The following is a 20,592-nucleotide window of genomic DNA, read 5'->3' as shown; positions in this document are numbered from 1 at the left end:
CGTAAATGCCACGTCCAGACGTGGCATCCCTGCGCCAGACTTTGTACAATGCAACGCCCCGGACGAGCAGATCGCTTTCCGGGGCGTTTCTATTCAACCCTCCATGGGCCACAACGTGTAACAACGAGGCCGGAAAAAATTATGTCTGAACTAGTGAATACCTCCGAAGTCGCCATTCCTGCGGTTCCCAATAAAAATGGAAAAATTAACCTGCTGGACCTGAACCGTCAGCAGATGCGCGAGTTCTTTAAAGATATGGGTGAGAAGCCGTTTCGTGCCGATCAGGTCATGAAGTGGATGTACCACTACTGCAGCGACAACTTTGATGAGATGACTGACATCAACAAAGTGCTGCGCAACAAGCTCAAAGAAGTGGCTGAAATCCGCGCACCGGAAGTGGTGGAAGAGCAGCGCTCGGCGGACGGCACCATCAAATGGGCGATTGCGGTAGGCGATCAGCGCGTTGAAACCGTCTACATCCCGGAAGAAGATCGCGCCACGCTGTGCGTCTCTTCTCAGGTGGGCTGTGCGCTGGAGTGCAAATTCTGCTCTACCGCTCAGCAAGGGTTTAACCGTAACCTGCGCGTGTCTGAAATCATCGGTCAGGTCTGGCGTGCCGCGAAGATCGTTGGCGCAGCGAAAGTGACCGGCACGCGTCCGATCACCAACGTGGTGATGATGGGGATGGGTGAACCGCTGCTGAACCTGACCAACGTGGTGCCGGCGATGGAGATCATGCTGGATGACTTCGGTTTTGGCCTGTCCAAGCGTCGCGTGACGCTGTCTACCTCAGGCGTTGTGCCTGCGCTGGACAAGCTCGGTGACATGATTGACGTTGCGCTGGCTATCTCCCTGCACGCGCCAAACGATGAAATCCGTGACGAAATTGTACCGATTAACAAAAAGTACAATATCGAAACCTTCCTCGCTGCCGTGCGTCGCTACCTGGAGAAATCCAACGCAAACCAGGGCCGCGTTACCATCGAGTACGTGATGCTTGACCACGTCAACGACGGTACCGAACACGCGCATCAGTTGGCTGAGCTGCTGAAAGATACGCCATGCAAAATCAACCTGATTCCGTGGAACCCGTTCCCGGGCGCACCGTATGGCCGTAGCTCGAACAGCCGTATCGACCGTTTCTCCAAGGTGCTGATGGAGTATGGTTTCACCACCATCGTCCGTAAAACCCGTGGTGATGATATTGATGCTGCGTGCGGACAGCTGGCAGGCGACGTCATTGACCGTACCAAACGTACCCTGCGTAAACGCATGCAGGGCGAGACGATTGCGGTCAAAGCTGTTTGATTATTATGCACTCACGGCGCATTATCTGCGCCGTGATGCTTAATCTTATTGAATAATCAGTCAGATTCGTGATGACTGATCAATAATTACGGTGCGTTTCATCCGACTTTCGGGCAGTATGTAACGACGTAACAACAGTTTAGCCGTTCGGGCAGGGCTGTACTGTCATCTCCGGGCTGACAGTCTTATACTGTCTGTTCAAGGTTAACTGACCTGAAGTTTCGCGGTGCGGGTGGCATTGTGACTCACCGGCACCTGAACCCTTTTTTTCACGTACCAGTAGTTGTAGCGAATGAATACTGAAGCCACTCACGACCAACATGAAGCACTCTCCACTGGCGTTCGTCTTCGCAACGCCCGTGAACAACTCGGACTCAGCCAGCAAGCCGTTGCAGAACGCTTGTGCCTGAAGGTTTCCACGGTTCGCGATATTGAAGAAGATAAGGCGCCTGCCGATCTGGCTTCAACATTTCTGCGCGGTTATATCCGCTCTTACGCAAAGCTGGTGCACATCCCCGAAAACGAATTACTGCCAATGATGGAGAAGCAGGCACCGGTTCGTGCAGCAAAAGTTGCCCCGATGCAAAGCTTCTCCCTGGGGAAACGCCGTAAAAAACGTGATGGCTGGCTGATGAGCTTTACCTGGCTGGTGCTGTTTGTGGTTGTCGGTCTGACCGGCGCGTGGTGGTGGCAGAACCACAAGGCACAGCAGGAAGAGATCACCACCATGGCCGATCAATCCTCCGCCGAACTCAATCAGGCGAGCAACGGTGGCGCCCAGAGCGTTCCGCTGAACACCGAGGGTGCAGCAACCTCAAGCGAGCCGCAAACAACGGCTCCGGCGACCGATGCAACACAGGCTCCGGCCGCAACGGCTAACACCGCTGCGCCGCAGGCCCAGGATCAAAACGCGGTCGTCGCGCCTTCTCAGGCAAATGTCGATACTGCGATGAACGCCCCGGCAGCGACTCAGCCTGCGGACAACACCGCGGCGTCCCTGCCAACCGACCCGGCGGCAACAGCCGCGCCAGCCGCCGATCCAAACGCGCTGGTGATGAACTTCACGGCTGACTGCTGGCTGGAAGTGACTGACGCGACAGGTAAAAAGCTCTTCAGCGGCCTGCAGCGTAAAGATGGCAATTTAAATCTGGTCGGTCAGGCTCCTTATAAGCTTAAAATTGGCGCTCCGGCAGCGGTACAGATCCAGTATCAAGGAAAACCTGTCGACCTGAGCCGCTTTATCAGAACTAACCAGGTTGCACGTCTTACCGTTAATGCCGAACAATCAGCAGCACAGTAACAGACGGGCAACGCGGGAGATTTTTCATGCATAACCAGGCTCCGATTCAACGTAGAAAATCGAAACGGATTTACGTTGGGAATGTGCCAGTCGGCGATGGGGCACCTATCGCCGTCCAGTCGATGACCAATACGCGCACCACGGACGTGGAAGCGACGGTCAACCAAATCAAAGCATTAGAGCGGGTAGGTGCGGACATTGTTCGCGTCTCCGTGCCCACTATGGATGCCGCTGAGGCGTTCAAACTGATCAAACAGCAGGTCAGCGTTCCGCTGGTTGCAGACATCCACTTCGACTACCGTATCGCGCTGAAAGTCGCCGAATACGGCGTTGATTGCCTGCGTATTAACCCGGGCAACATCGGTAACGAAGAGCGTATCCGCATGGTCGTGGACTGCGCCCGCGACAAAAATATTCCTATCCGTATCGGCGTAAACGCCGGTTCCCTGGAAAAAGATCTGCAGGAAAAATACGGCGAGCCTACGCCTCAGGCGCTGCTCGAATCCGCGATGCGTCACGTCGAACATCTCGATCGTCTTAACTTCGATCAGTTTAAAGTCAGCGTAAAAGCGTCCGACGTGTTCCTCGCAGTGGAATCTTACCGCCTGCTGGCAAAACAGATCGAGCAGCCTCTGCACCTCGGGATCACCGAAGCGGGCGGCCTGCGTAGCGGTTCTGTAAAATCGGCGATCGGCCTGGGGCTGCTGCTCTCTGAAGGGATCGGCGACACCCTGCGCGTCTCGCTGGCGGCCGATCCGGTCGAAGAGATCAAGGTCGGTTTTGATATCCTGAAGTCACTGCGCATTCGTTCGCGTGGGATCAACTTCATTGCCTGCCCAACATGCTCACGTCAGGAATTTGACGTGATCGGCACGGTGAATGCCCTGGAGCAGCGTCTGGAAGACATCATTACCCCAATGGACGTATCCATTATCGGCTGCGTGGTGAACGGTCCGGGTGAAGCGCTGGTGTCAACCCTGGGCGTAACCGGCGGTAACAAGAAAAGTGGTCTCTATGAAGATGGCGTTCGTAAAGATCGTCTGGATAATAGCGACATGATCGACCAGCTTGAAGCCCGCATCCGCGCCAAAGCCGCGATGATGGATGAAACACAGCGTATCAGCGTTCAGCAGGTTGAAAAATAACGTGATGGGAAGCATGCCGCTTCCCATGTATGATTGAACCCATTCTTTGGGTTTTTTTTGTATATAGAAAGAGAATAAACGTGGCAAAAAACATTCAAGCCATCCGCGGCATGAACGATTACCTGCCTGGCGAAACCGCCATCTGGCAGCGCATTGAAGGCACACTGAAGCAGGTGCTCGGCAGCTACGGTTACAGCGAAATCCGTTTGCCGATTGTAGAGCAGACCCCGTTATTCAAACGCGCGATCGGTGAAGTGACCGACGTGGTTGAAAAAGAGATGTACACCTTTGAGGACCGCAACGGCGACAGCCTGACCCTGCGTCCGGAAGGTACGGCGGGCTGCGTACGCGCCGGCATCGAACATGGTCTTCTGTACAATCAGGAGCAGCGCCTGTGGTATATCGGCCCGATGTTCCGCCACGAACGTCCGCAGAAAGGTCGTTATCGCCAGTTCAACCAGCTGGGCGTGGAAGTCTTTGGCCTGCAGGGCCCGGACATCGACGCCGAACTGATTATGCTGACCGCCCGCTGGTGGCGCGCGCTCGGTATCGCCGATCATGTCTCCCTGGAACTGAACTCAATCGGTTCTCTGGAAGCGCGAGCTAACTACCGCGATGCGCTGGTGGCGTTCCTGGAACAGCACAAAGAGAAGCTGGACGAAGACTGCAAACGTCGCATGTACAGCAACCCGCTGCGCGTGCTGGATTCCAAAAACCCTGATGTCCAGGCGCTGCTGAACGATGCCCCTGCGCTGGGTGACTACCTGGACGACGAGTCTCGCGAACACTTTACCGGTCTGTGCAAGCTGCTCGAAGCGGCGGGCATTGCCTACACCGTGAACCAGCGTCTGGTGCGCGGTCTGGATTATTACAACCGCACCGTGTTTGAGTGGGTAACCACCAGCCTCGGTTCGCAGGGTACCGTATGTGCCGGCGGCCGTTATGATGGTCTGGTTGAGCAACTGGGTGGCCGTGCGGCCCCTGCGGTTGGCTTCGCGATGGGTCTTGAACGACTTGTTTTGCTGGTTCAGGCAGTTAATCCGGAATTTAAAGCAGATTCCGTTGTCGATATATACCTGGTGGCTTCAGGCGCGGAAACGCAATCTGCGGCGATGCAGCTTGCCGAACGCGTGCGTGATGCGCTGCCGGGCGTTAAGCTAATGACCAACCATGGCGGCGGCAACTTCAAAAAACAGTTTGCTCGTGCCGATAAGTGGGGCGCAAGTATTGCACTGGTGCTGGGCGAGTCCGAAGTGGCTAACGGCGAAGTGGTAGTAAAAGACCTGCGCTCTGGTGAGCAGACAACGGTAACGCAGGACGGCGTTGCGGCGCACTTGCGCACTCTATTGGGCTAAGGAGAAAGACGGCGTGGAAATGTACGAGAACGAACACGATCAGGTCGACGCGATTAAACGCTTCTTTGCTGAAAACGGCAAAGCGCTGGTTGTTGGGGTAATTTTAGGTGTGGGTGCGCTGGTTGGCTGGCGTTACTGGAACAATCATCAGGCGGATTCCGCGCGCGGCGCGTCTCTGTCCTATGAAAATACCGTTAGCGCGCTTCGGGCCGATCAGCCGCAAACGCTGGTTGCGGCAGAGAAATTTGCCGCCGACAACAAAAACACCTACGGTGCGCTGGCTGCACTGGAAGTGGCTCAGCAGTATGTTGATAAGAACGAACTGGATAAAGCCGCTGCTCAGCTGTCTCAGGGCCTTGCTGCTGCCAGCGATGAAAATCTGAAGGCAGTGATCAATCTGCGCCTGGCACGTATTCAGGTTCAGCAGAAAAAAGCTGACGACGCGCTGAAAACGCTCGATACCATCAAAGGCGAAGGTTTTGCTGCCATCGTTGCCGATCTGCGCGGTGAAGCACTGCTGAGCAAAGGTGACAAAGCGGGCGCGCGTAAAGCGTGGCAAGCTGGCGTAGAGAGCAAAGCGTCACCTGCGCTGAGCGAAATGATGCAGATGAAAATAAATAATTTGTCCGTCTGAGAGGGACCCGATGCAATTGCGTAAATTACTTCTGCCAGGACTGCTTTCTGTTACGTTATTGAGTGGTTGTTCACTGTTCAGTGGCGAAGAAGACGTTGTGAAAATGTCCCCACTGCCGACGGTTGAAAACCAGTTTACCCCATCCACCGCGTGGGATGTCTCCGTGGGCAGTGGGATTGGTGATTTTTATTCCAACCTTCATCCGGCCTATGCCGACAGCGTTGTCTATGCCGCTGACCGTAAAGGTACCGTGAAAGCGGTCAACGCCGATGATGGAAAAGAAGTCTGGTCCGTTAACCTGGCGGAAAAAGACGGCTGGTTCTCCCGTAAACCTGCACTGCTGTCTGGCGGTCTGACCGTTTCCGGTGGTCATGTGTACGTGGGCAGCGAAAAGGCGCAGGTGTATGCGCTGAACAGCAGCGACGGTTCCATTGCCTGGCAAACGACCGTTGCCGGTGAGTCTCTGTCTCGTCCGGTGGTGAGCGACGGCCTGGTGCTGATTCATACCAGCAACGGCCAGCTGCAGGCGCTGAACGAAGCGGACGGTCTGGTGAAATGGACCGTTAACCTGGATATGCCAGCGCTCTCTCTGCGCGGTGAATCTGCGCCGGCTACCGCATTTGGCGCTGCCATTGTGGGCGGTGACAACGGTCGCGTGAGCGCCGTGCTGATGCAGCAGGGCCAGATGATCTGGCAGCAGCGCATCTCTCAGGCCACTGGCTCTACGGAAATTGACCGTCTGAGCGACGTAGACACCACGCCGGTTATCGTTGACGGTGTGGTTTACGCGCTGGCCTATAACGGCAACCTGACCGCGCTGGACCTGCGCAGCGGCCAGATCATGTGGAAACGCGAGCTGGGCTCTGTGAATGATTTCATCGTGGACGGTAACCGCATCTATATGGTTGACCAGAACGACCGCCTGCTGGCGCTGAGCACCGAAGGCGGCGTGACGCTGTGGACACAGAGCGACCTGCTGCACCGCCTGCTGACCGCTCCGGTACTGTATAACGGCAGCCTGGTGGTAGGCGACAGTGAAGGCTATATGCACTGGATCGATCCAGAGAATGGCCGCTTCGTAGCACAGCAGAAAGTGGACGGTTCAGGCTTCCTGACCGACCCGGTTGTGGCTGACGGCAAACTGCTGATTCAGGCAAAAGACGGCACGCTGTACGCGATCACGCGTTAATTACCCGGCGGTTGTAGTATACTAAACGGCTCCTGTTCACTCAGGAGCCGTTTTGACATTTTTAAAAACGCCGCGAAAGCGACGTTTATGTGAATTTTATGAGGCTTCAAACATGGTACCTGTGGTCGCGCTTGTCGGGCGCCCTAACGTTGGAAAATCCACTCTTTTTAACCGTTTAACACGCACCCGTGATGCGCTGGTTGCGGATTTCCCGGGGCTGACGCGTGACCGTAAGTACGGTCGTGCAGAGGTGGAAGGACGCGAGTTCATCTGTATTGATACCGGCGGTATCGATGGCACAGAAGACGGCGTTGAAACCCGCATGGCGGAACAGTCATTGCTGGCGATTGAAGAAGCGGACGTCGTGCTGTTCATGGTGGATGCGCGCGCTGGCCTGATGCCGGCGGACTCCGCTATCGCTAAGCACCTGCGTTCACGCGAAAAGCCAACTTTCCTGGTGGCGAACAAAACTGACGGCATCGATGCCGATCAGGCCATCGCGGACTTCTGGTCTCTGGGCATGGGGGAGATCCACCCGATTGCGGCATCGCATGGCCGCGGTGTGACCAGCCTGCTGGAAACCGTTCTGCTGCCGTGGGTGGACGAAGTGAACCCGCCGGAAGAGGTGGATGAAGACGCCGCCTACTGGGCGCAGTTTGAAGACGGTGAAGAGGGCGAAGAAGAAGCGCCTGAGGATGACTTCAACCCTCAGGATCTGCCGATCAAGCTGGCTATCGTCGGCCGTCCAAACGTAGGTAAGTCTACGCTCACTAACCGTATTCTGGGTGAAGAGCGCGTGGTGGTTTACGACATGCCGGGCACTACGCGTGACAGCATCTACATCCCGATGCAGCGCGATGAACGTGAGTATGTCCTCATCGACACCGCCGGGGTACGTAAGCGCGGAAAAATCACCGATGTGGTGGAAAAATTCTCCGTTATCAAAACCCTGCAGGCAATAGAAGATGCCAACGTGGTGCTGCTGGTTATCGACGCGCGCGAAGGTATCTCCGATCAGGATCTCTCTCTGCTCGGCTTTATCCTCAATAGTGGGCGCTCACTGGTTATCGTGGTCAACAAGTGGGACGGCCTGAGCAATGAAGTACGCGAGCAGGTGAAAGAGGCTCTGGACTTCCGTCTGGGCTTTATCGACTTTGCCCGCGTGCACTTCATCTCTGCGCTGCATGGCAGCGGCGTCGGTAACCTGTTCGAATCCGTGCGTGAAGCGTATGACAGCTCCACTCGTCGTCAGAGCACCGCCATGCTGACCCGCATCATGAATATGGCTGCGGAAGACCACCAGCCGCCGCTGGTTCGCGGTCGTCGCGTGAAGCTGAAATATGCCCACGCCGGTGGCTATAACCCGCCGATCGTGGTGATCCACGGCAACCAGGTGAAAGACCTGCCGGATTCCTACAAGCGCTATCTGATGAACTACTTCCGTAAATCGCTGGACGTGATGGGCACGCCTATCCGCATCCAGTTTAAGGAAGGGGAAAACCCGTTCGCCAACAAGCGCAACACCCTGACGCCAAACCAGATGCGTAAGCGTAAGCGTTTGATTAAGCACATTAAGAAAAGCAAATAATCATTGCCGATCTCACGAAGGCCCGCGTTTATCGCGGGCTTTTTTTTTGCCCAAATCATACCGCCAGTTTTCTCTGTGTGATGTCAATCACTATTCATTTTCAACCACGTTTAAATCTAAGAAAGTAGACAATCGTCGAATTTTCATCTTAAAGTCCAGGGTCCGGTACTAGACAAAACTAGCGACTGGTTATCAAATGGTTAACTAACTTTTCGCCGCATGTAAAAAATCGGTCAGATACGTAACTGACCGGCGTACCTGCTGGTGTTTACAAGCACGACACATACCTTTCGGGAGAATTATGCAATCCTCTGTTAATCAAAAAGAGAGCCGAACGTTCTTCGGCCATCCGTATCCGCTCGGTTCGCTGTTCTTTACCGAGATGTGGGAGCGTTTCTCGTTTTACGGCATTCGCCCGCTGCTGATCCTGTTTATGGCCGCCACCGTCTATGACGGCGGGATGGGCCTGGCGCGCGAAAACGCCTCGGCGATTGTCGGTATCTTTGCCGGCACCATGTACCTCGCCGCGCTGCCGGGCGGCTGGCTGGCGGATAACTGGCTCGGCCAGCAGAGAGCCGTCTGGTACGGTTCGATTCTGATCGCGCTCGGCCATCTGTCGATCGCGCTGTCGGCCATCATGGGCAATAACCTGTTCTTTATCGGCTTGATGTTCATCGTGCTCGGCTCTGGCCTGTTCAAAACCTGTATCTCGGTGATGGTCGGGACCCTGTATAAAAAAGGCGATGCGCGTCGTGACGGCGGTTTCTCGCTGTTCTACATGGGCATCAACATGGGCTCGTTCATCGCCCCGCTGATTTCCGGCTGGCTGATAAAAACCCACGGCTGGCACTGGGGCTTTGGCATTGGCGGCATCGGGATGCTGGTGGCGCTGATTATCTTCCGCGTGTTTGCCGTTCCGGCAATGAAGCGTTACGACGGCGAAGTCGGCCTCGACTCAACCTGGAACAGCCCGGTGGTGAAGCGTAACGGCGTGGGCGTTTGGCTGCTGGCGCTGGCGGCAGGCGTGGCAACGCTCGTGACGCTGATTGCGCAGGGCGTGATTGTCATTAACCCGGTCGCGGTAGCCAGCGTGCTGGTCTACGTGATTGCGGCGTCTGTTGCCCTCTACTTTATCTACCTGTTCATTTTCGCGGGCCTGAGCCGCAAAGAGCGCGCCAGGCTGCTGGTCTGCTTTATTCTGCTGGTCTCCGCCGCGTTCTTCTGGTCCGCGTTTGAGCAGAAGCCAACCTCGTTCAACCTGTTTGCCAACGACTACACTAACCGCATGATTGGTGATTTTGAAATTCCGGCGGTGTGGTTCCAGTCGATCAACGCCCTGTTCATCATCCTGCTGGCCCCCGTGTTCAGCTGGGCATGGCCGAAGCTGGCGAGCATGAACATGCGCCCGAGCAGCATCACCAAGTTTGTAATTGGTATTCTGTGTGCGGCAGGGGGCTTTGGCCTGATGATGCTGGCGGCACAGAACGTGCTGAGCAACGGCGGGGCGGGCGTGTCGCCGTTCTGGCTGGTGGGCAGTATCCTGATGCTGACGCTCGGTGAGCTGTGCCTGAGCCCGATCGGTTTGGCGACCATGACCCTGTTGGCACCGGAGAGAATGCGCGGCCAGATGATGGGGCTGTGGTTCTGCGCCAGCGCGCTGGGTAACCTGGCGGCTGGCTTGATTGGCGGCCACGTGAAGGCCGACCAGCTGGATATGCTGCCTGATCTCTTTGCGCGCTGCTCCATGGCGCTGCTGATTTGTGCCGCAGTGCTGATCGTCCTCATTGTTCCGGTGCGCCGCATGCTGGAAAATGTGCAAACTAAACCGGCAGTCAGCGCCTCATAAACCTCGGTGTGCCGGGGCAGGCGTTACGCCCCGGCACGGTATTTTCTGAGGCGAAACTATGCAGTTAGGATTTGTTGGTCTTGGCGCGGTAGTGGAAACAGCGTATCTGCCCGCTTTGCGTAACCTGTTCGATGGCGCTGTTCGTTGTTTCGGCTTCGATGTTCTCCCCGCTAAGCACCCCGAAGGCGTTACGCGCAGCGCCTCGCTTGCGGAGCTTTTAGCCACCCCGCTGGATACCCTTTTTATCACCACCGCATCGCTGCACCATCTTGCAGTGCTTGAGCAGGCGATTGCCTCGCCCGTACCGCGGATTGTGATTGAAAAACCGATTGTCGCCACGCTTCCTCAAATCGAAAAACTCAACGCGCTGCTGGCAACGCCCGATGTGGCATCCCGCGTGCTGGCGCTCGACCACTGGATGGCGCGCACCGAAACGGTGAAGCATTCACTGGTCGGCCATGTTTCTGACATCGTTCGCATCGAAGGCTTTTTGCAGGAGCCGAGTGGGTATAACGCCGCCGGGGAACCTGTCGCGCTCAATTTCGCGACCGGTGAACCGGATACGAGAACGCTTCGCCATCCGGACGGCGTGATTCTGGATATCGGTACACACGTGCTGGCGATGCTGCGCGAAACGGTGCGCTATCTTGGCGGCCATGACGATATGACGCTGCAGGTCGTCACGGCCAAAGATCGCCTGGGCCGCAATATTGCAAAAGGCGACCTGACCACGGCGGAAGGTGAGGCGCACTTGCAGGGAAGCATCAGCGGTGTGCCAGTGGAGATCTGGCTTAACAAATACGCGGGGCCTGCAGGTGGACAAAAGGGCTTACGAGTGTATTTACGCGACGGGCGCATCATCAACCACGACCGACGCGGCGCGGAAGATGTGCTGGAGCTGATTGAGGGTAAGGATATTCAGCGCTGGCATATCCCCGGTACGATCTATGAACGCTGTCTTGCCGAACACATTATTGGCGCAAAGAGCCTGTTTGAACGCGATCCGCAGGAGGTGAGCCGCACGACGCGCCGCAGAATCGAGGAGGTGGCGCTGCTGCTGACCTTGCAGCAACAGTTGCGTGGCCCGCACTGAAGACGTGGTAAAATTATCGCAGACCAGAACGCCCTGAAGGAGACACCATGACCATTACCTGCCCGGATTGCCAGGCACAGCTTGAACCCCTGAACGGGGCGGCGCACTGCGAGAGCTGTAATAAAGATATTGCGCTCGAAGCCCGCTGCCCGGAGTGCCATCAGCCACTCCAGGTCTTAAAAGCCTGCGGGGCGGTGGATTATTTCTGCCAGAACGGCCACGGCTTAATCTCTAAAAAGCGCGTGGAGTTTGTCCCGGCCGAAGGTTAATCACACACGCAGCGTTCGCCTTTCTTCCACAGCTCGACCAGCGACTCGGGCGCTTCCTGCTCAGGTACCAGCACGATGATATCGGCGTAGTGCGCCTGATTTTGTCCGGTCCAGATAATCTGGATGCGGAAATAGCGCTGGTCCCCGCTGCCGGGGGAAGAGACTTGTCCGGGCGGCTGGCCGCGCGGGAAGGCCTGCTCGAGGATGCTCACCAGGCGCTGGCGCTGGGCCTCATTGAGCGAGGAGAGCGCGATGGTGCGCTGGCCGCTCAGCTTAGGAATAAAAGCGACGCCGCCTTCCCGGGCCAGCTCAACCACGGCGTCATCCGTCAGTTCCGGAACCTGCATTTACAGCACTCCCACCTGTTCCCAGGCTTGTTTTATTGCCGCCCCAACGTCGCTACCGGAGCGTTTCTCTCCGTGCGCTATCGTCAGTTTTGCAAAGGCATCAAAATCTGCATCCTGCGCCAGATTGCGATCGCAAACCGTGTCGTACCAGGCATAACCCACTTTTTCCCAGGCGTAACCGCCGATTGCGGTCGCTGCCAGATAAAACGCCCGGTTAGGGATGCCGGAGTTAAGATGTACGCCGCCGTTATCCTCGCGCGTTTTGATGAAATCTTTCATATGCGCGGGCTGCGGGTCTTTGCCTAGCAGAGGATCGTCGTAGGCGGTGCCGGGTTCTGACATGGAGCGCAGCCCTCTGCCGTTAATGCCCGCGGCCAGCAGCCCTTCACCAATCAGCCAGTCTGCTTTATCGGCGGTTTGCTTCAGATGATACTGTTTCACCAGCGAGCCAAACACGTCTGACAGAGACTCGTTCAGTGCGCCCGACTGCTCAAAATATATCAGCCCGGCTTCGGTCTCGGTTACGCCGTGGCTCAGCTCGTGCGCCACCACGTCGATGGCAATCGTAAAGCGGTTAAAGATTTCCCCGTCGCCGTCACCGAATACCATCTGCTGCCCATTCCAGAAGGCGTTCTGATATTCCCGCCCATAGTGAACGGTGCCGGTCAAAATAAGCCCCTTATTATCGAGCGAATCACGCTGATATTCTTTCCAGAAGAAATCATGGGTGATACCTAAATAGTTATAGGCTTCATCCACCGCCACATCGCCGTTGGAGGGTTGCCCCTCATAACGCACCTGCGTACCCGGCAGCTCCTGGGTCTGTTTCGCATCGTAGATATCGCGCTCAAGCTGACCGGCTTTATTCACGTGCGGCGCGGCGGGTTTGCCCGGCATATGCGCCATCAGGGTCTGGACGTGGGTTAAGGTCTGGCGGGCACAGCGCTGCTGCGGCTCGGAACCGCTTTCGATAATACGACGAAGAATATAAGGGGGAATAACGCTACGAAGATGGGACATGCTGCTCTCCTTATTAAAAAAGGGAATAGCAGCAGTATAGTAAGTAACCGGCGAAGAATTATCCGGTTTTGCGCTGACGCGTCTTTTTCACCGGTTTAATTGATTTCACTTCGCTTTCTACCCAGCCGTCAGACAGCCGGGTGGTAAGAACATCACCGGTATTCACCTGTTTTGCTTGCTTCAGCACTTTGCCGTCCGCTGCCGTCGTCACGCTATAGCCGCGCGCCAGCGTGGAGAGGGGGCTCACGGCTTCCAGATGGGTCACCGCGTTGCCAAAACGTTCGCGGGTGGTGCTCAGACGCGCCCGGAGAGTTTCCGCCAGACGATACTCCAGCTGCTGAATGCGCGTTTGCGCGCGATAAATTTTCGGCTGCGGATTCTGCTGGTTCAGGCGCTGCGTCACGCGCTGCTGGCGCGCTACCGCGCGCTTGAGCTGCGCGTCCACCGCAACGTTCATGCGCTGACGCAGGCGCTCCAGCACGGTCTGCTGACGCGCCAGACGCAGCTGCGGGTGCTGCTGCTGAAGACGATGATGAAGCTGAGTAAAGCGGCGGGTACGGTTGGCAAGGAAGTAGTCCATCGCCATCTCAAGACGCTGCTGGCCGTTCTGAATCTGGCGCAGCAGCTCCAGCTGGTTACGGCTCACCACTTCCGCCGCCGCGGACGGCGTAGGCGCGCGCAGATCCGCGACAAAATCGGCAATCGTCACGTCTGTTTCGTGCCCGACGGCGCTCACCACGGGGATAACGCTTGCAAAGATTGCCCGCGCCACGCGCTCGTCGTTAAAGCTCCACAAATCCTCCAGCGAGCCGCCGCCGCGCCCGACGATTAAGACGTCGCACTCCTGACGGGCGTTCGCCAGCTCAATGGCGCGAACTATCTGTCCTGGCGCATCGTCACCCTGAACGGCGGTGGGGTAGATGATGACGGGCAGGGAAGGGTCGCGACGCTTCAGCACGTGCAAAATATCGTGCAGTGCCGCACCGGTTTTCGAGGTAATCACCCCCACGCAGTGGGCAGGCGAGGGCAGCGGCTTTTTGAACTGCTGGTCGAACAATCCTTCGGCAGAGAGCCTGGCTTTTAACTGTTCATACTTCTGCTGCAGCAGACCTTCGCCCGCAGGCTGCATGCTCTCGACGATAATTTGATAATCACCGCGCGGCTCATAGAGGGTGATATTGGCGCGCACCAGAACCTGCTGGCCGTGCTGAGGGCGGAACGTGACGCGGCGGTTGCTGTTGCGGAACATCGCGCAGCGCACCTGGGCGGTATCGTCTTTTAGCGTAAAGTACCAGTGGCCGGAGGACGGCTGCGTGAAGTTAGAGATCTCACCGCTAATCCAGACCTGCCCCATTTCCTGCTCAAGCAGCAAACGCACCGTCTGATTAAGGCGGCTAACGGTATAAATTGAGGGGGATTGAGAGGATAACATGTGAGCGGGATCAAATTCTAAATCAGCAAGTTATTCAGTCGATAGTAACCTGCTGAGAGGCAATCGCAAGCTTTTTTATAAAAAAGTGTAGATGCAATCGGTTACGCTCTGTATAATGCCACGGCAATATTTAACCACCCAGGTCAGAGATATTGCCCATGCTACGTATCGCTAAAGAAGCACTGACGTTTGACGACGTCCTCCTCGTTCCCGCTCATTCCACCGTTCTGCCGAATACTGCCGACCTCAGCACGCAGTTGACGAAAACCATTCGTCTGAACATTCCTATGCTCTCCGCGGCAATGGACACCGTGACGGAAGCGCGCCTGGCAATCGCCCTGGCACAGGAAGGCGGCATTGGCTTTATCCATAAAAACATGTCTATCGAGCGTCAGGCGGAAGAAGTTCGCCGCGTGAAGAAACATGAATCCGGCATCGTGTCTGACCCACAGACCGTTCTGCCAACCACCACCCTGCACGAAGTGAAGGCCCTGACCGAACGTAACGGCTTCGCCGGTTACCCGGTTGTGACCGAAGACAACGAACTGGTCGGTATCATCACCGGTCGTGACGTACGTTTCGTGACTGACCTGAACCAGCCTGTCAGCGTGTACATGACGCCAAAAGAGCGTCTGGTGACCGTGCGCGAAGGCGAAACCCGCGACGTGGTGCTGGCGAAAATGCACGAAAAACGCGTTGAGAAAGCGCTGGTGGTGGATGCGAACTTCCACCTGCGCGGCATGATCACCGTTAAAGATTTCCAGAAAGCTGAACGTAAACCGAACGCCTGTAAAGACGAGCATGGCCGTCTGCGCGTTGGCGCTGCGGTTGGCGCGGGTGCCGGTAACGAAGAGCGCGTTGACGCGCTGGTGGCGGCGGGCGTTGACGTCCTGCTGATCGACTCCTCTCACGGCCACTCCGAAGGCGTGCTGCAGCGTATTCGCGACACCCGTGCTAAATACCCTGACCTGCAGATCATCGGCGGTAACGTGGCCACTGGCGCAGGCGCTCGCGCGCTGGCTGACGCTGGCTGCAGTGCGGTGAAAGTGGGTATCGGCCCAGGCTCCATCTGTACCACACGTATTGTGACCGGCGTGGGCGTTCCACAGATCACCGCCGTGTCTGACGCGGTTGAAGCGCTGGAAGGCACCGGTATTCCGGTTATCGCTGACGGCGGTATCCGCTTCTCTGGCGACATCGCCAAAGCGATCGCCGCAGGCGCCGCTGCCGTGATGGTAGGCTCCATGCTGGCCGGTACCGAAGAATCCCCGGGCGAAATCGAACTCTACCAGGGCCGTTCTTACAAATCTTACCGCGGGATGGGCTCCCTGGGCGCGATGTCCAAAGGTTCCTCCGACCGTTACTTCCAGACCGACAACGCCGCTGACAAACTGGTGCCGGAAGGTATCGAAGGTCGCGTTGCCTATAAAGGCCGTTTGAAAGAGATCATTCACCAGCAGATGGGCGGCCTGCGCTCCTGTATGGGTCTGACCGGCTGTGGTACCATTGACCTGCTGCGTACTAAAGCGGAATTCGTACGCATCAGCGGTGCGGGTATCCAGGAGAGCCACGTTCACGACGTGACGATCACCAAAGAGTCCCCGAACTACCGTCTGGGCTCCTGATAAGTTTCCGCGCCCGGCTTCTGCCGGGCGCTCTGTTTTTGTTTCACTTGCCTCGGAATTAGCGTCAATGACGGAAAACATTCATAAACATCGCATTCTCATCCTGGACTTCGGTTCTCAGTACACTCAGCTGGTGGCGCGTCGCGTACGTGAACTGGGCGTTTACTGTGAGCTGTGGGCGTGGGATGTCACGGAAGCACAGATTCGCGAATTCAATCCAAGCGGCATCATCCTGTCCGGCGGCCCGGAAAGTACCACCGAAGAGAACAGCCCGCGCGCGCCACAGTACGTGTTCGAAGCTGGCGTGCCGGTATTCGGCGTCTGCTACGGCATGCAGACCATGGCCATGCAGCTGGGCGGCCACGTAGAAGGCTCCAGCGAGCGCGAGTTCGGCTATGCACAGGTTGAAGTGGTTAACGACAGCGCGCTGGTGCGCGGTATCGAAGACTCCCTGACCGCAGACGGCAAACCGCTGCTGGACGTGTGGATGAGCCACGGCGACAAAGTCACCGCTATCCCGTCTGACTTCGTCACCGTAGCCAGCACCGAGAGCTGCCCGTTTGCCATCATGGCGAACGAAGAAAAACGCTTCTACGGCGTGCAGTTCCACCCGGAAGTGACCCACACCCGTCAGGGTATGCGCATGCTGGAGCGCTTCGTGCGCGACATCTGCCAGTGTGAAGCGCTGTGGACCCCGGCAAAAATCATCGACGACGCCGTTGAGCGTATCCGCCAGCAGGTTGGCGATGACAAAGTGATCCTCGGCCTCTCCGGCGGCGTGGACTCCTCCGTGACCGCGATGCTGCTGCATCGTGCCATCGGCAAAAACCTGACCTGCGTGTTCGTGGATAACGGCCTGCTGCGCCTGAACGAAGCCCAGCAGGTTATGGACATGTTCGGTGACCACTTCGGTCTGAACATCGTTCACGTGGAAGGCGAGCAGCGCTTCCTGGACGCGCTGAAAGGCGAGAACGATCCGGAAGCGAAGCGTAAGATCATCGGCCGCGTGTTCGTGGAAGTGTTCGACGAAGAAGCGCTGAAGCTGGACGACGTGAAGTGGCTGGCGCAAGGGACCATCTACCCTGACGTGATTGAATCTGCCGCATCCGCTACCGGTAAAGCACACGTCATCAAATCTCACCACAACGTGGGCGGCCTGCCGAAAGAGATGAAGATGGGTCTGGTTGAACCGCTGCGCGAGCTGTTCAAAGACGAAGTGCGTAAGATCGGTCTGGAACTGGGCCTGCCGTACGACATGCTCTACCGTCACCCGTTCCCGGGTCCGGGTCTGGGCGTGCGCGTGCTGGGTGAAGTGAAGAAAGAGTACTGCGACCTGCTGCGTCGCGCGGACGCGATCTTCATCGAAGAGCTGCACAAAGCTGACCTGTACAACAAAGTGAGCCAGGCGTTCACCGTGTTCCTGCCGGTTCGCTCCGTCGGCGTAATGGGCGATGGCCGTAAGTACGACTGGGTTGTTTCCCTGCGTGCGGTGGAAACCATTGACTTCATGACCGCGCACTGGGCGCACTTGCCGTATGACTTCTTAGGCCGCGTGTCTAACAGAATAATTAATGAAGTCAATGGTATATCGCGGGTCGTATATGACATCAGCGGTAAGCCACCGGCTACGATTGAATGGGAATGATTTCCTAACAGGAAATGTCTGGTACTAACAGGTTCTAAATTATCTCTAAGCCCGCGGATTGCGGGCTTTTTTTTGGCCATGGCTGGCAACACCATGTCAGGTTAGTGCCAAGGGCGGACGTTAGCCAAAACTAGTGGCCCTTTTTATAAGTGCCTTATTTTTAATCAAATGAAAGCAACCCCCTCAAGTCACCTGACCGTAATACCAGCGTTCCCCCGTAAAACACTCATCACGGTCCTCACTTCCATAATATTCGAGAGTGATACCGATTTCCTGTATGTTAGTAGGAAGAACGAGCCCCAACTCAGCTGCAAGGCTACGATCTTTGATCAAAGCCGAAGCACCATTTTCAGAACGATCTTCAGCTATAAAGCCTTGAAAATATTCTTCAGAACGATAAAGACAGACCTCACTTGTAAACATATCAGGAAGACATACGACAGCGGTAATTCGAGGACTGTAATTCATACCAGCAGTAGCCGTTATGAGGTTTGAACACGCATTAATCAAAGCTTGCGCACAAGCCGCTTTGGTTTTAAGCGTGCTACATTTCCCCTCTACGATATTAATGTCTACTGGAATTTTAAAATTCCAGTAATGCTCATCTTCTGAGAAAATGCTACGTTCAGGGTTGTGAAAAGTACTAGCCCAACGGTTAAGAGCTTTGATGCGTCGGGGAATATTTCTGATTTTGGTTCGATAGTCTCTGTTAAGTCGTCTACTCATGAATAATTTAATTTTAGCTCGTCAAACAGTTCGAATTGTGTCCCTATACAAGAACATTCTATCCTAATTTTTTCAGCTTATCGTTATGCATGTAATCTAACGCACCGCAATCGGCTTGCGAGAAATTATGTCCGCTGTTCGCTCATAGCGGACCTTCAGCTCAGTCAGTTTGTCAGCTTAGTGCCAGAAGCGGACATTACCTAACACATTAGTAACCTTATCAGATTTACGCGTTCTGCATAGTAAGCGTCGCATCTGATGAGTTATAATGTTTTAAAATATCCAACTGATAAATCCACCCGAATACTTTTCACTAATTTGGATTGCAAAAAGGTCATGAAGACTTAGAAATAGATCATTATCTTCTTTAAAAATTAACTCCTCATACTCTGCCATTATCAAACTATGCTGCGTTGTTAGTTTAGATATGTTATCCATTTCACTGGCAAGCATGGATTTGTTTGCATTGGTGGATAGATCCATAGCAATAAATTTCCGCATCAATGGTATTAGTTGATTAGGGTCTATATTTTTTGTATTTTCCTTGGCTTTTCTTTGTCTTTCTGAATAGATGGTGTTAATCGCATTTGTATAATTTTTCGCCAAACCCCTAAACTCTGGATATGAACCAGTAACTAATGCAAGCTCTTCGTACTTGAGGAATAAATCGGCCTTGCATTTTTTTACCGTCATTTCAAGCTCTTCAACTCCTTTTTTTAACTCTGCATTTGCTTTAATAATAGATATTGGGAGGGCTTCATAATGCTGGCCTAATTTTGAATCAGGTGTCATTGTCATATGTACTATTTCATTAGACATGAGCTGATAAGAACCAGATAACTCTCCATACTTTAGGAATAGTTCATTATGTGAAGATGAACAAGAACTTTGTAATTCCATCATTGGCCTGAAGTAATCCTTTATAAGTTCTTCCTGAAGACCTTGGTCTTTTTTGTAACTCTCTAGAATTCCAGCAAAAAGAAATGACCCTAAAGATATAGAGATTATGGCAATTAGTAATTGACTAAGAAGTGATTGTGCTCCATTACTCATGAATTATCCTTAAAACATAATACGGAAAAAAAGTGGCACCTGATAGGGGAAGCGACGGATCGGAAACAAACTTAACTGATGGGTTAGCCATAGTCCAGAACCTTGTTTAAACACTTAGTATGACTATATGCATCTTAGAAATTTGTGCCAGTAACATTTGAAGCCTTATAATTCATTTAAATCGAAGTCAGTTACTCGCTCAGAGCGGACCCGTCCCACAAGCCCACTTCTTTTAGAGCATAGTGGCTCAGGGCTCTAAAATTGCATGATTCACCGGGATAGGGCCCTTACAATTGCCTCCGAACTGAACTTTCGACGACGTTTCAGTCGACGAAAAGCCATACAGGGCGTTTCCTGCTGAAACTCAGTACCACCCAGGATATTACACCCTTTATGAATGGTTCCACCGCGCCGGGTGCAAAGCCGACACTCATTAACCAACGGAGATTATCATCTTGAACAAGTCAATACTCGCATGCTCTGTGGCCGCGCTGCTGGCCGTGTCCGCCATGTCCGCCCAGGCCAGGACCCCCGCCAGGCTCAAGTCGCCAGCATCGGGCGTGCTCTGCGACCGATATGTATGCGCCAATGACAAGGGATTATCCCGCGAGTTGACAGAGACGTATCTCGGTAAGAAGGCTGCTGCAAACGAGGTGTTCACGTCGAGCAATGTCGATCTGACCGAATTTACTTTTGCCAACGGTATTTTCTGCGATGTGAAGGAACGACTGTGCCGTGAAAATCGCTATTATGGCGCGAACGGACAGCGCTCCGGGGCCGTATCTAAAAAGTACACAAAGCTGCTCTTTGGCGAATAATGGTGATGAAAAGAGGCCACAGCAAGAGACTACGTTATAAAGATATAAATTATATTTTGCAGTATATATTATAAATAATGATGTGGTTATCAAAATTAAATTTCTCATTAAAGGTTGCATTGAGGAATATTACTCTGTTACTACCCTTTAGCTGAGCGTAACAGTGAAGCGGTCTGGTTACGTGAATTCCCATTCACTA

At 54.8% G+C, this 20,592-nt stretch carries 18 protein-coding genes; 13 read left to right on the top strand and 5 right to left on the bottom strand.

Annotated features, from left to right (window positions below):
- Positions 1-141 precede the first annotated feature (141 nt).
- From AB8818_RS17050 to AB8818_RS17005, 10 genes are all read left to right on the top strand, one after another.
- Positions 142-1,308 carry a bifunctional tRNA (adenosine(37)-C2)-methyltransferase TrmG/ribosomal RNA large subunit methyltransferase RlmN gene (locus tag AB8818_RS17050; RefSeq protein WP_014884812.1) on the top strand — a complete coding sequence of 389 codons (1,167 nt, stop codon included), beginning with the start codon at positions 142-144 and terminating at the stop codon, positions 1,306-1,308.
- Positions 1,309-1,600: 292 nt separating this feature from the next.
- Complete coding sequence (rodZ, locus tag AB8818_RS17045) at positions 1,601-2,608, top strand: cytoskeleton protein RodZ (RefSeq protein WP_192983553.1); 1,008 nt, start codon at positions 1,601-1,603, stop codon at positions 2,606-2,608.
- 26 nt (positions 2,609-2,634) lie between these two features.
- Positions 2,635-3,753, top strand: coding sequence for a flavodoxin-dependent (E)-4-hydroxy-3-methylbut-2-enyl-diphosphate synthase (ispG, locus tag AB8818_RS17040; RefSeq protein WP_192983555.1), 1,119 nt, complete (start codon positions 2,635-2,637; stop codon positions 3,751-3,753).
- An 80-nt stretch (positions 3,754-3,833) separates the two neighbouring features.
- On the top strand, positions 3,834-5,108 hold the full coding sequence (gene hisS, locus AB8818_RS17035) for a histidine--tRNA ligase (RefSeq protein ID WP_116343255.1): 1,275 nt from the start codon (positions 3,834-3,836) through the stop codon (positions 5,106-5,108).
- Between the two features lie 13 nt (positions 5,109-5,121).
- Positions 5,122-5,742, top strand: coding sequence for a YfgM family protein (locus AB8818_RS17030; protein ID WP_061097402.1), 621 nt, complete (start codon positions 5,122-5,124; stop codon positions 5,740-5,742).
- A 10-nt stretch (positions 5,743-5,752) separates the two neighbouring features.
- On the top strand, positions 5,753-6,931 hold the full coding sequence (bamB, locus tag AB8818_RS17025; RefSeq protein ID WP_116343253.1) for an outer membrane protein assembly factor BamB: 1,179 nt from the start codon (positions 5,753-5,755) through the stop codon (positions 6,929-6,931).
- 112 nt (positions 6,932-7,043) lie between these two features.
- Positions 7,044-8,519, top strand: a complete 1,476-nt coding sequence (der, locus tag AB8818_RS17020) for a ribosome biogenesis GTPase Der (RefSeq protein ID WP_192983557.1) — start codon at positions 7,044-7,046, stop codon at positions 8,517-8,519.
- A 301-nt stretch (positions 8,520-8,820) separates the two neighbouring features.
- Positions 8,821-10,365, top strand: a complete 1,545-nt coding sequence (locus AB8818_RS17015; RefSeq protein WP_192983558.1) for a peptide MFS transporter — start codon at positions 8,821-8,823, stop codon at positions 10,363-10,365.
- Positions 10,366-10,423: 58 nt separating this feature from the next.
- The gene (locus AB8818_RS17010) at positions 10,424-11,458 is read left to right on the top strand and encodes an oxidoreductase (protein ID WP_192983560.1); all 1,035 of its coding nucleotides are present in this window, start codon (positions 10,424-10,426) and stop codon (positions 11,456-11,458) included.
- Positions 11,459-11,505: 47 nt separating this feature from the next.
- A complete protein-coding gene (locus tag AB8818_RS17005; RefSeq protein WP_192983562.1) occupies positions 11,506-11,727 on the top strand; it encodes a zinc ribbon domain-containing protein in 222 nt (73 codons plus the stop codon).
- On the opposite strand, the gene AB8818_RS17000 is transcribed toward AB8818_RS17005, so the two are convergent.
- Genes AB8818_RS17000 through xseA form a run of 3 tightly spaced genes read right to left on the bottom strand, consistent with a single transcriptional unit; the run spans position 11,724 to position 14,526 of the window.
- A complete protein-coding gene (locus AB8818_RS17000; protein WP_192983564.1) occupies positions 11,724-12,074 on the bottom strand; it encodes a protealysin inhibitor emfourin in 351 nt (116 codons plus the stop codon). The genes AB8818_RS17005 and AB8818_RS17000 overlap by 4 nt on opposite strands.
- Positions 12,075-13,094, bottom strand: coding sequence for a M4 family metallopeptidase (locus AB8818_RS16995; protein ID WP_192983566.1), 1,020 nt, complete (start codon positions 13,092-13,094; stop codon positions 12,075-12,077).
- Between the two features lie 58 nt (positions 13,095-13,152).
- A complete protein-coding gene (gene xseA / locus AB8818_RS16990) occupies positions 13,153-14,526 on the bottom strand; it encodes an exodeoxyribonuclease VII large subunit (RefSeq protein WP_192983569.1) in 1,374 nt (457 codons plus the stop codon).
- Positions 14,527-14,684: 158 nt separating this feature from the next.
- Between xseA and guaB the strand changes: the two genes are divergently transcribed.
- Both guaB and guaA read left to right on the top strand, forming a co-directional pair.
- The gene (guaB, locus tag AB8818_RS16985; RefSeq protein WP_014884799.1) at positions 14,685-16,151 is read left to right on the top strand and encodes an IMP dehydrogenase; all 1,467 of its coding nucleotides are present in this window, start codon (positions 14,685-14,687) and stop codon (positions 16,149-16,151) included.
- A gap of 67 nt (positions 16,152-16,218) precedes the next feature.
- Positions 16,219-17,796, top strand: a complete 1,578-nt coding sequence (gene guaA / locus AB8818_RS16980; RefSeq protein ID WP_008502126.1) for a glutamine-hydrolyzing GMP synthase — start codon at positions 16,219-16,221, stop codon at positions 17,794-17,796.
- Positions 17,797-17,979: 183 nt separating this feature from the next.
- Here guaA and AB8818_RS16975 read toward each other — a convergent pair whose 3' ends face one another.
- Positions 17,980-18,522: a DUF3916 domain-containing protein gene (locus AB8818_RS16975; protein WP_192983571.1), complete on the bottom strand. Its 543-nt coding sequence runs from the start codon at positions 18,520-18,522 to the stop codon at positions 17,980-17,982.
- A 273-nt stretch (positions 18,523-18,795) separates the two neighbouring features.
- On the bottom strand, positions 18,796-19,575 hold the full coding sequence (locus AB8818_RS16970; RefSeq protein ID WP_192983573.1) for a hypothetical protein: 780 nt from the start codon (positions 19,573-19,575) through the stop codon (positions 18,796-18,798).
- A gap of 482 nt (positions 19,576-20,057) precedes the next feature.
- Here AB8818_RS16970 and AB8818_RS16965 point away from each other — a divergent pair, with 482 nt between their 5' ends.
- Positions 20,058-20,393: a YcgJ family protein gene (locus tag AB8818_RS16965; protein WP_306461334.1), complete on the top strand. Its 336-nt coding sequence runs from the start codon at positions 20,058-20,060 to the stop codon at positions 20,391-20,393.
- Positions 20,394-20,592: the final 199 nt, after the last annotated feature.

This window comes from Enterobacter sp. KB-280D8, from assembly GCF_041399405.1.
Lineage (GTDB): Bacteria > Pseudomonadota > Gammaproteobacteria > Enterobacterales > Enterobacteriaceae > Enterobacter > Enterobacter cloacae_N.
The sequence above is the reverse complement of the archived record's forward strand: the minus strand, read 5'-3'. Positions and strand labels throughout refer to the sequence as shown.

What these genes read in the sequence shown, in the direction of transcription:
- der (WP_192983557.1), top strand. Translation starts at nt 7,044, where the DNA reads ATGGTACCTGTGGTCGCGCTTGTCGGGCGCCCTAACGTTGGAAAATCC.
- AB8818_RS16975 (WP_192983571.1), bottom strand. Translation starts at nt 18,522, where the DNA reads ATGAGTAGACGACTTAACAGAGACTATCGAACCAAAATCAGAAATATT.
- AB8818_RS17000 (WP_192983564.1), bottom strand. Translation starts at nt 12,074, where the DNA reads ATGCAGGTTCCGGAACTGACGGATGACGCCGTGGTTGAGCTGGCCCGG.
- AB8818_RS16970 (WP_192983573.1), bottom strand. Translation starts at nt 19,575, where the DNA reads ATGAGTAATGGAGCACAATCACTTCTTAGTCAATTACTAATTGCCATA.
- AB8818_RS17015 (WP_192983558.1), top strand. Translation starts at nt 8,821, where the DNA reads ATGCAATCCTCTGTTAATCAAAAAGAGAGCCGAACGTTCTTCGGCCAT.
- AB8818_RS17005 (WP_192983562.1), top strand. Translation starts at nt 11,506, where the DNA reads ATGACCATTACCTGCCCGGATTGCCAGGCACAGCTTGAACCCCTGAAC.
- guaB (WP_014884799.1), top strand. Translation starts at nt 14,685, where the DNA reads ATGCTACGTATCGCTAAAGAAGCACTGACGTTTGACGACGTCCTCCTC.
- AB8818_RS17050 (WP_014884812.1), top strand. Translation starts at nt 142, where the DNA reads ATGTCTGAACTAGTGAATACCTCCGAAGTCGCCATTCCTGCGGTTCCC.
- AB8818_RS17010 (WP_192983560.1), top strand. Translation starts at nt 10,424, where the DNA reads ATGCAGTTAGGATTTGTTGGTCTTGGCGCGGTAGTGGAAACAGCGTAT.
- rodZ (WP_192983553.1), top strand. Translation starts at nt 1,601, where the DNA reads ATGAATACTGAAGCCACTCACGACCAACATGAAGCACTCTCCACTGGC.
- ispG (WP_192983555.1), top strand. Translation starts at nt 2,635, where the DNA reads ATGCATAACCAGGCTCCGATTCAACGTAGAAAATCGAAACGGATTTAC.
- guaA (WP_008502126.1), top strand. Translation starts at nt 16,219, where the DNA reads ATGACGGAAAACATTCATAAACATCGCATTCTCATCCTGGACTTCGGT.
- bamB (WP_116343253.1), top strand. Translation starts at nt 5,753, where the DNA reads ATGCAATTGCGTAAATTACTTCTGCCAGGACTGCTTTCTGTTACGTTA.
- AB8818_RS16995 (WP_192983566.1), bottom strand. Translation starts at nt 13,094, where the DNA reads ATGTCCCATCTTCGTAGCGTTATTCCCCCTTATATTCTTCGTCGTATT.
- xseA (WP_192983569.1), bottom strand. Translation starts at nt 14,526, where the DNA reads ATGTTATCCTCTCAATCCCCCTCAATTTATACCGTTAGCCGCCTTAAT.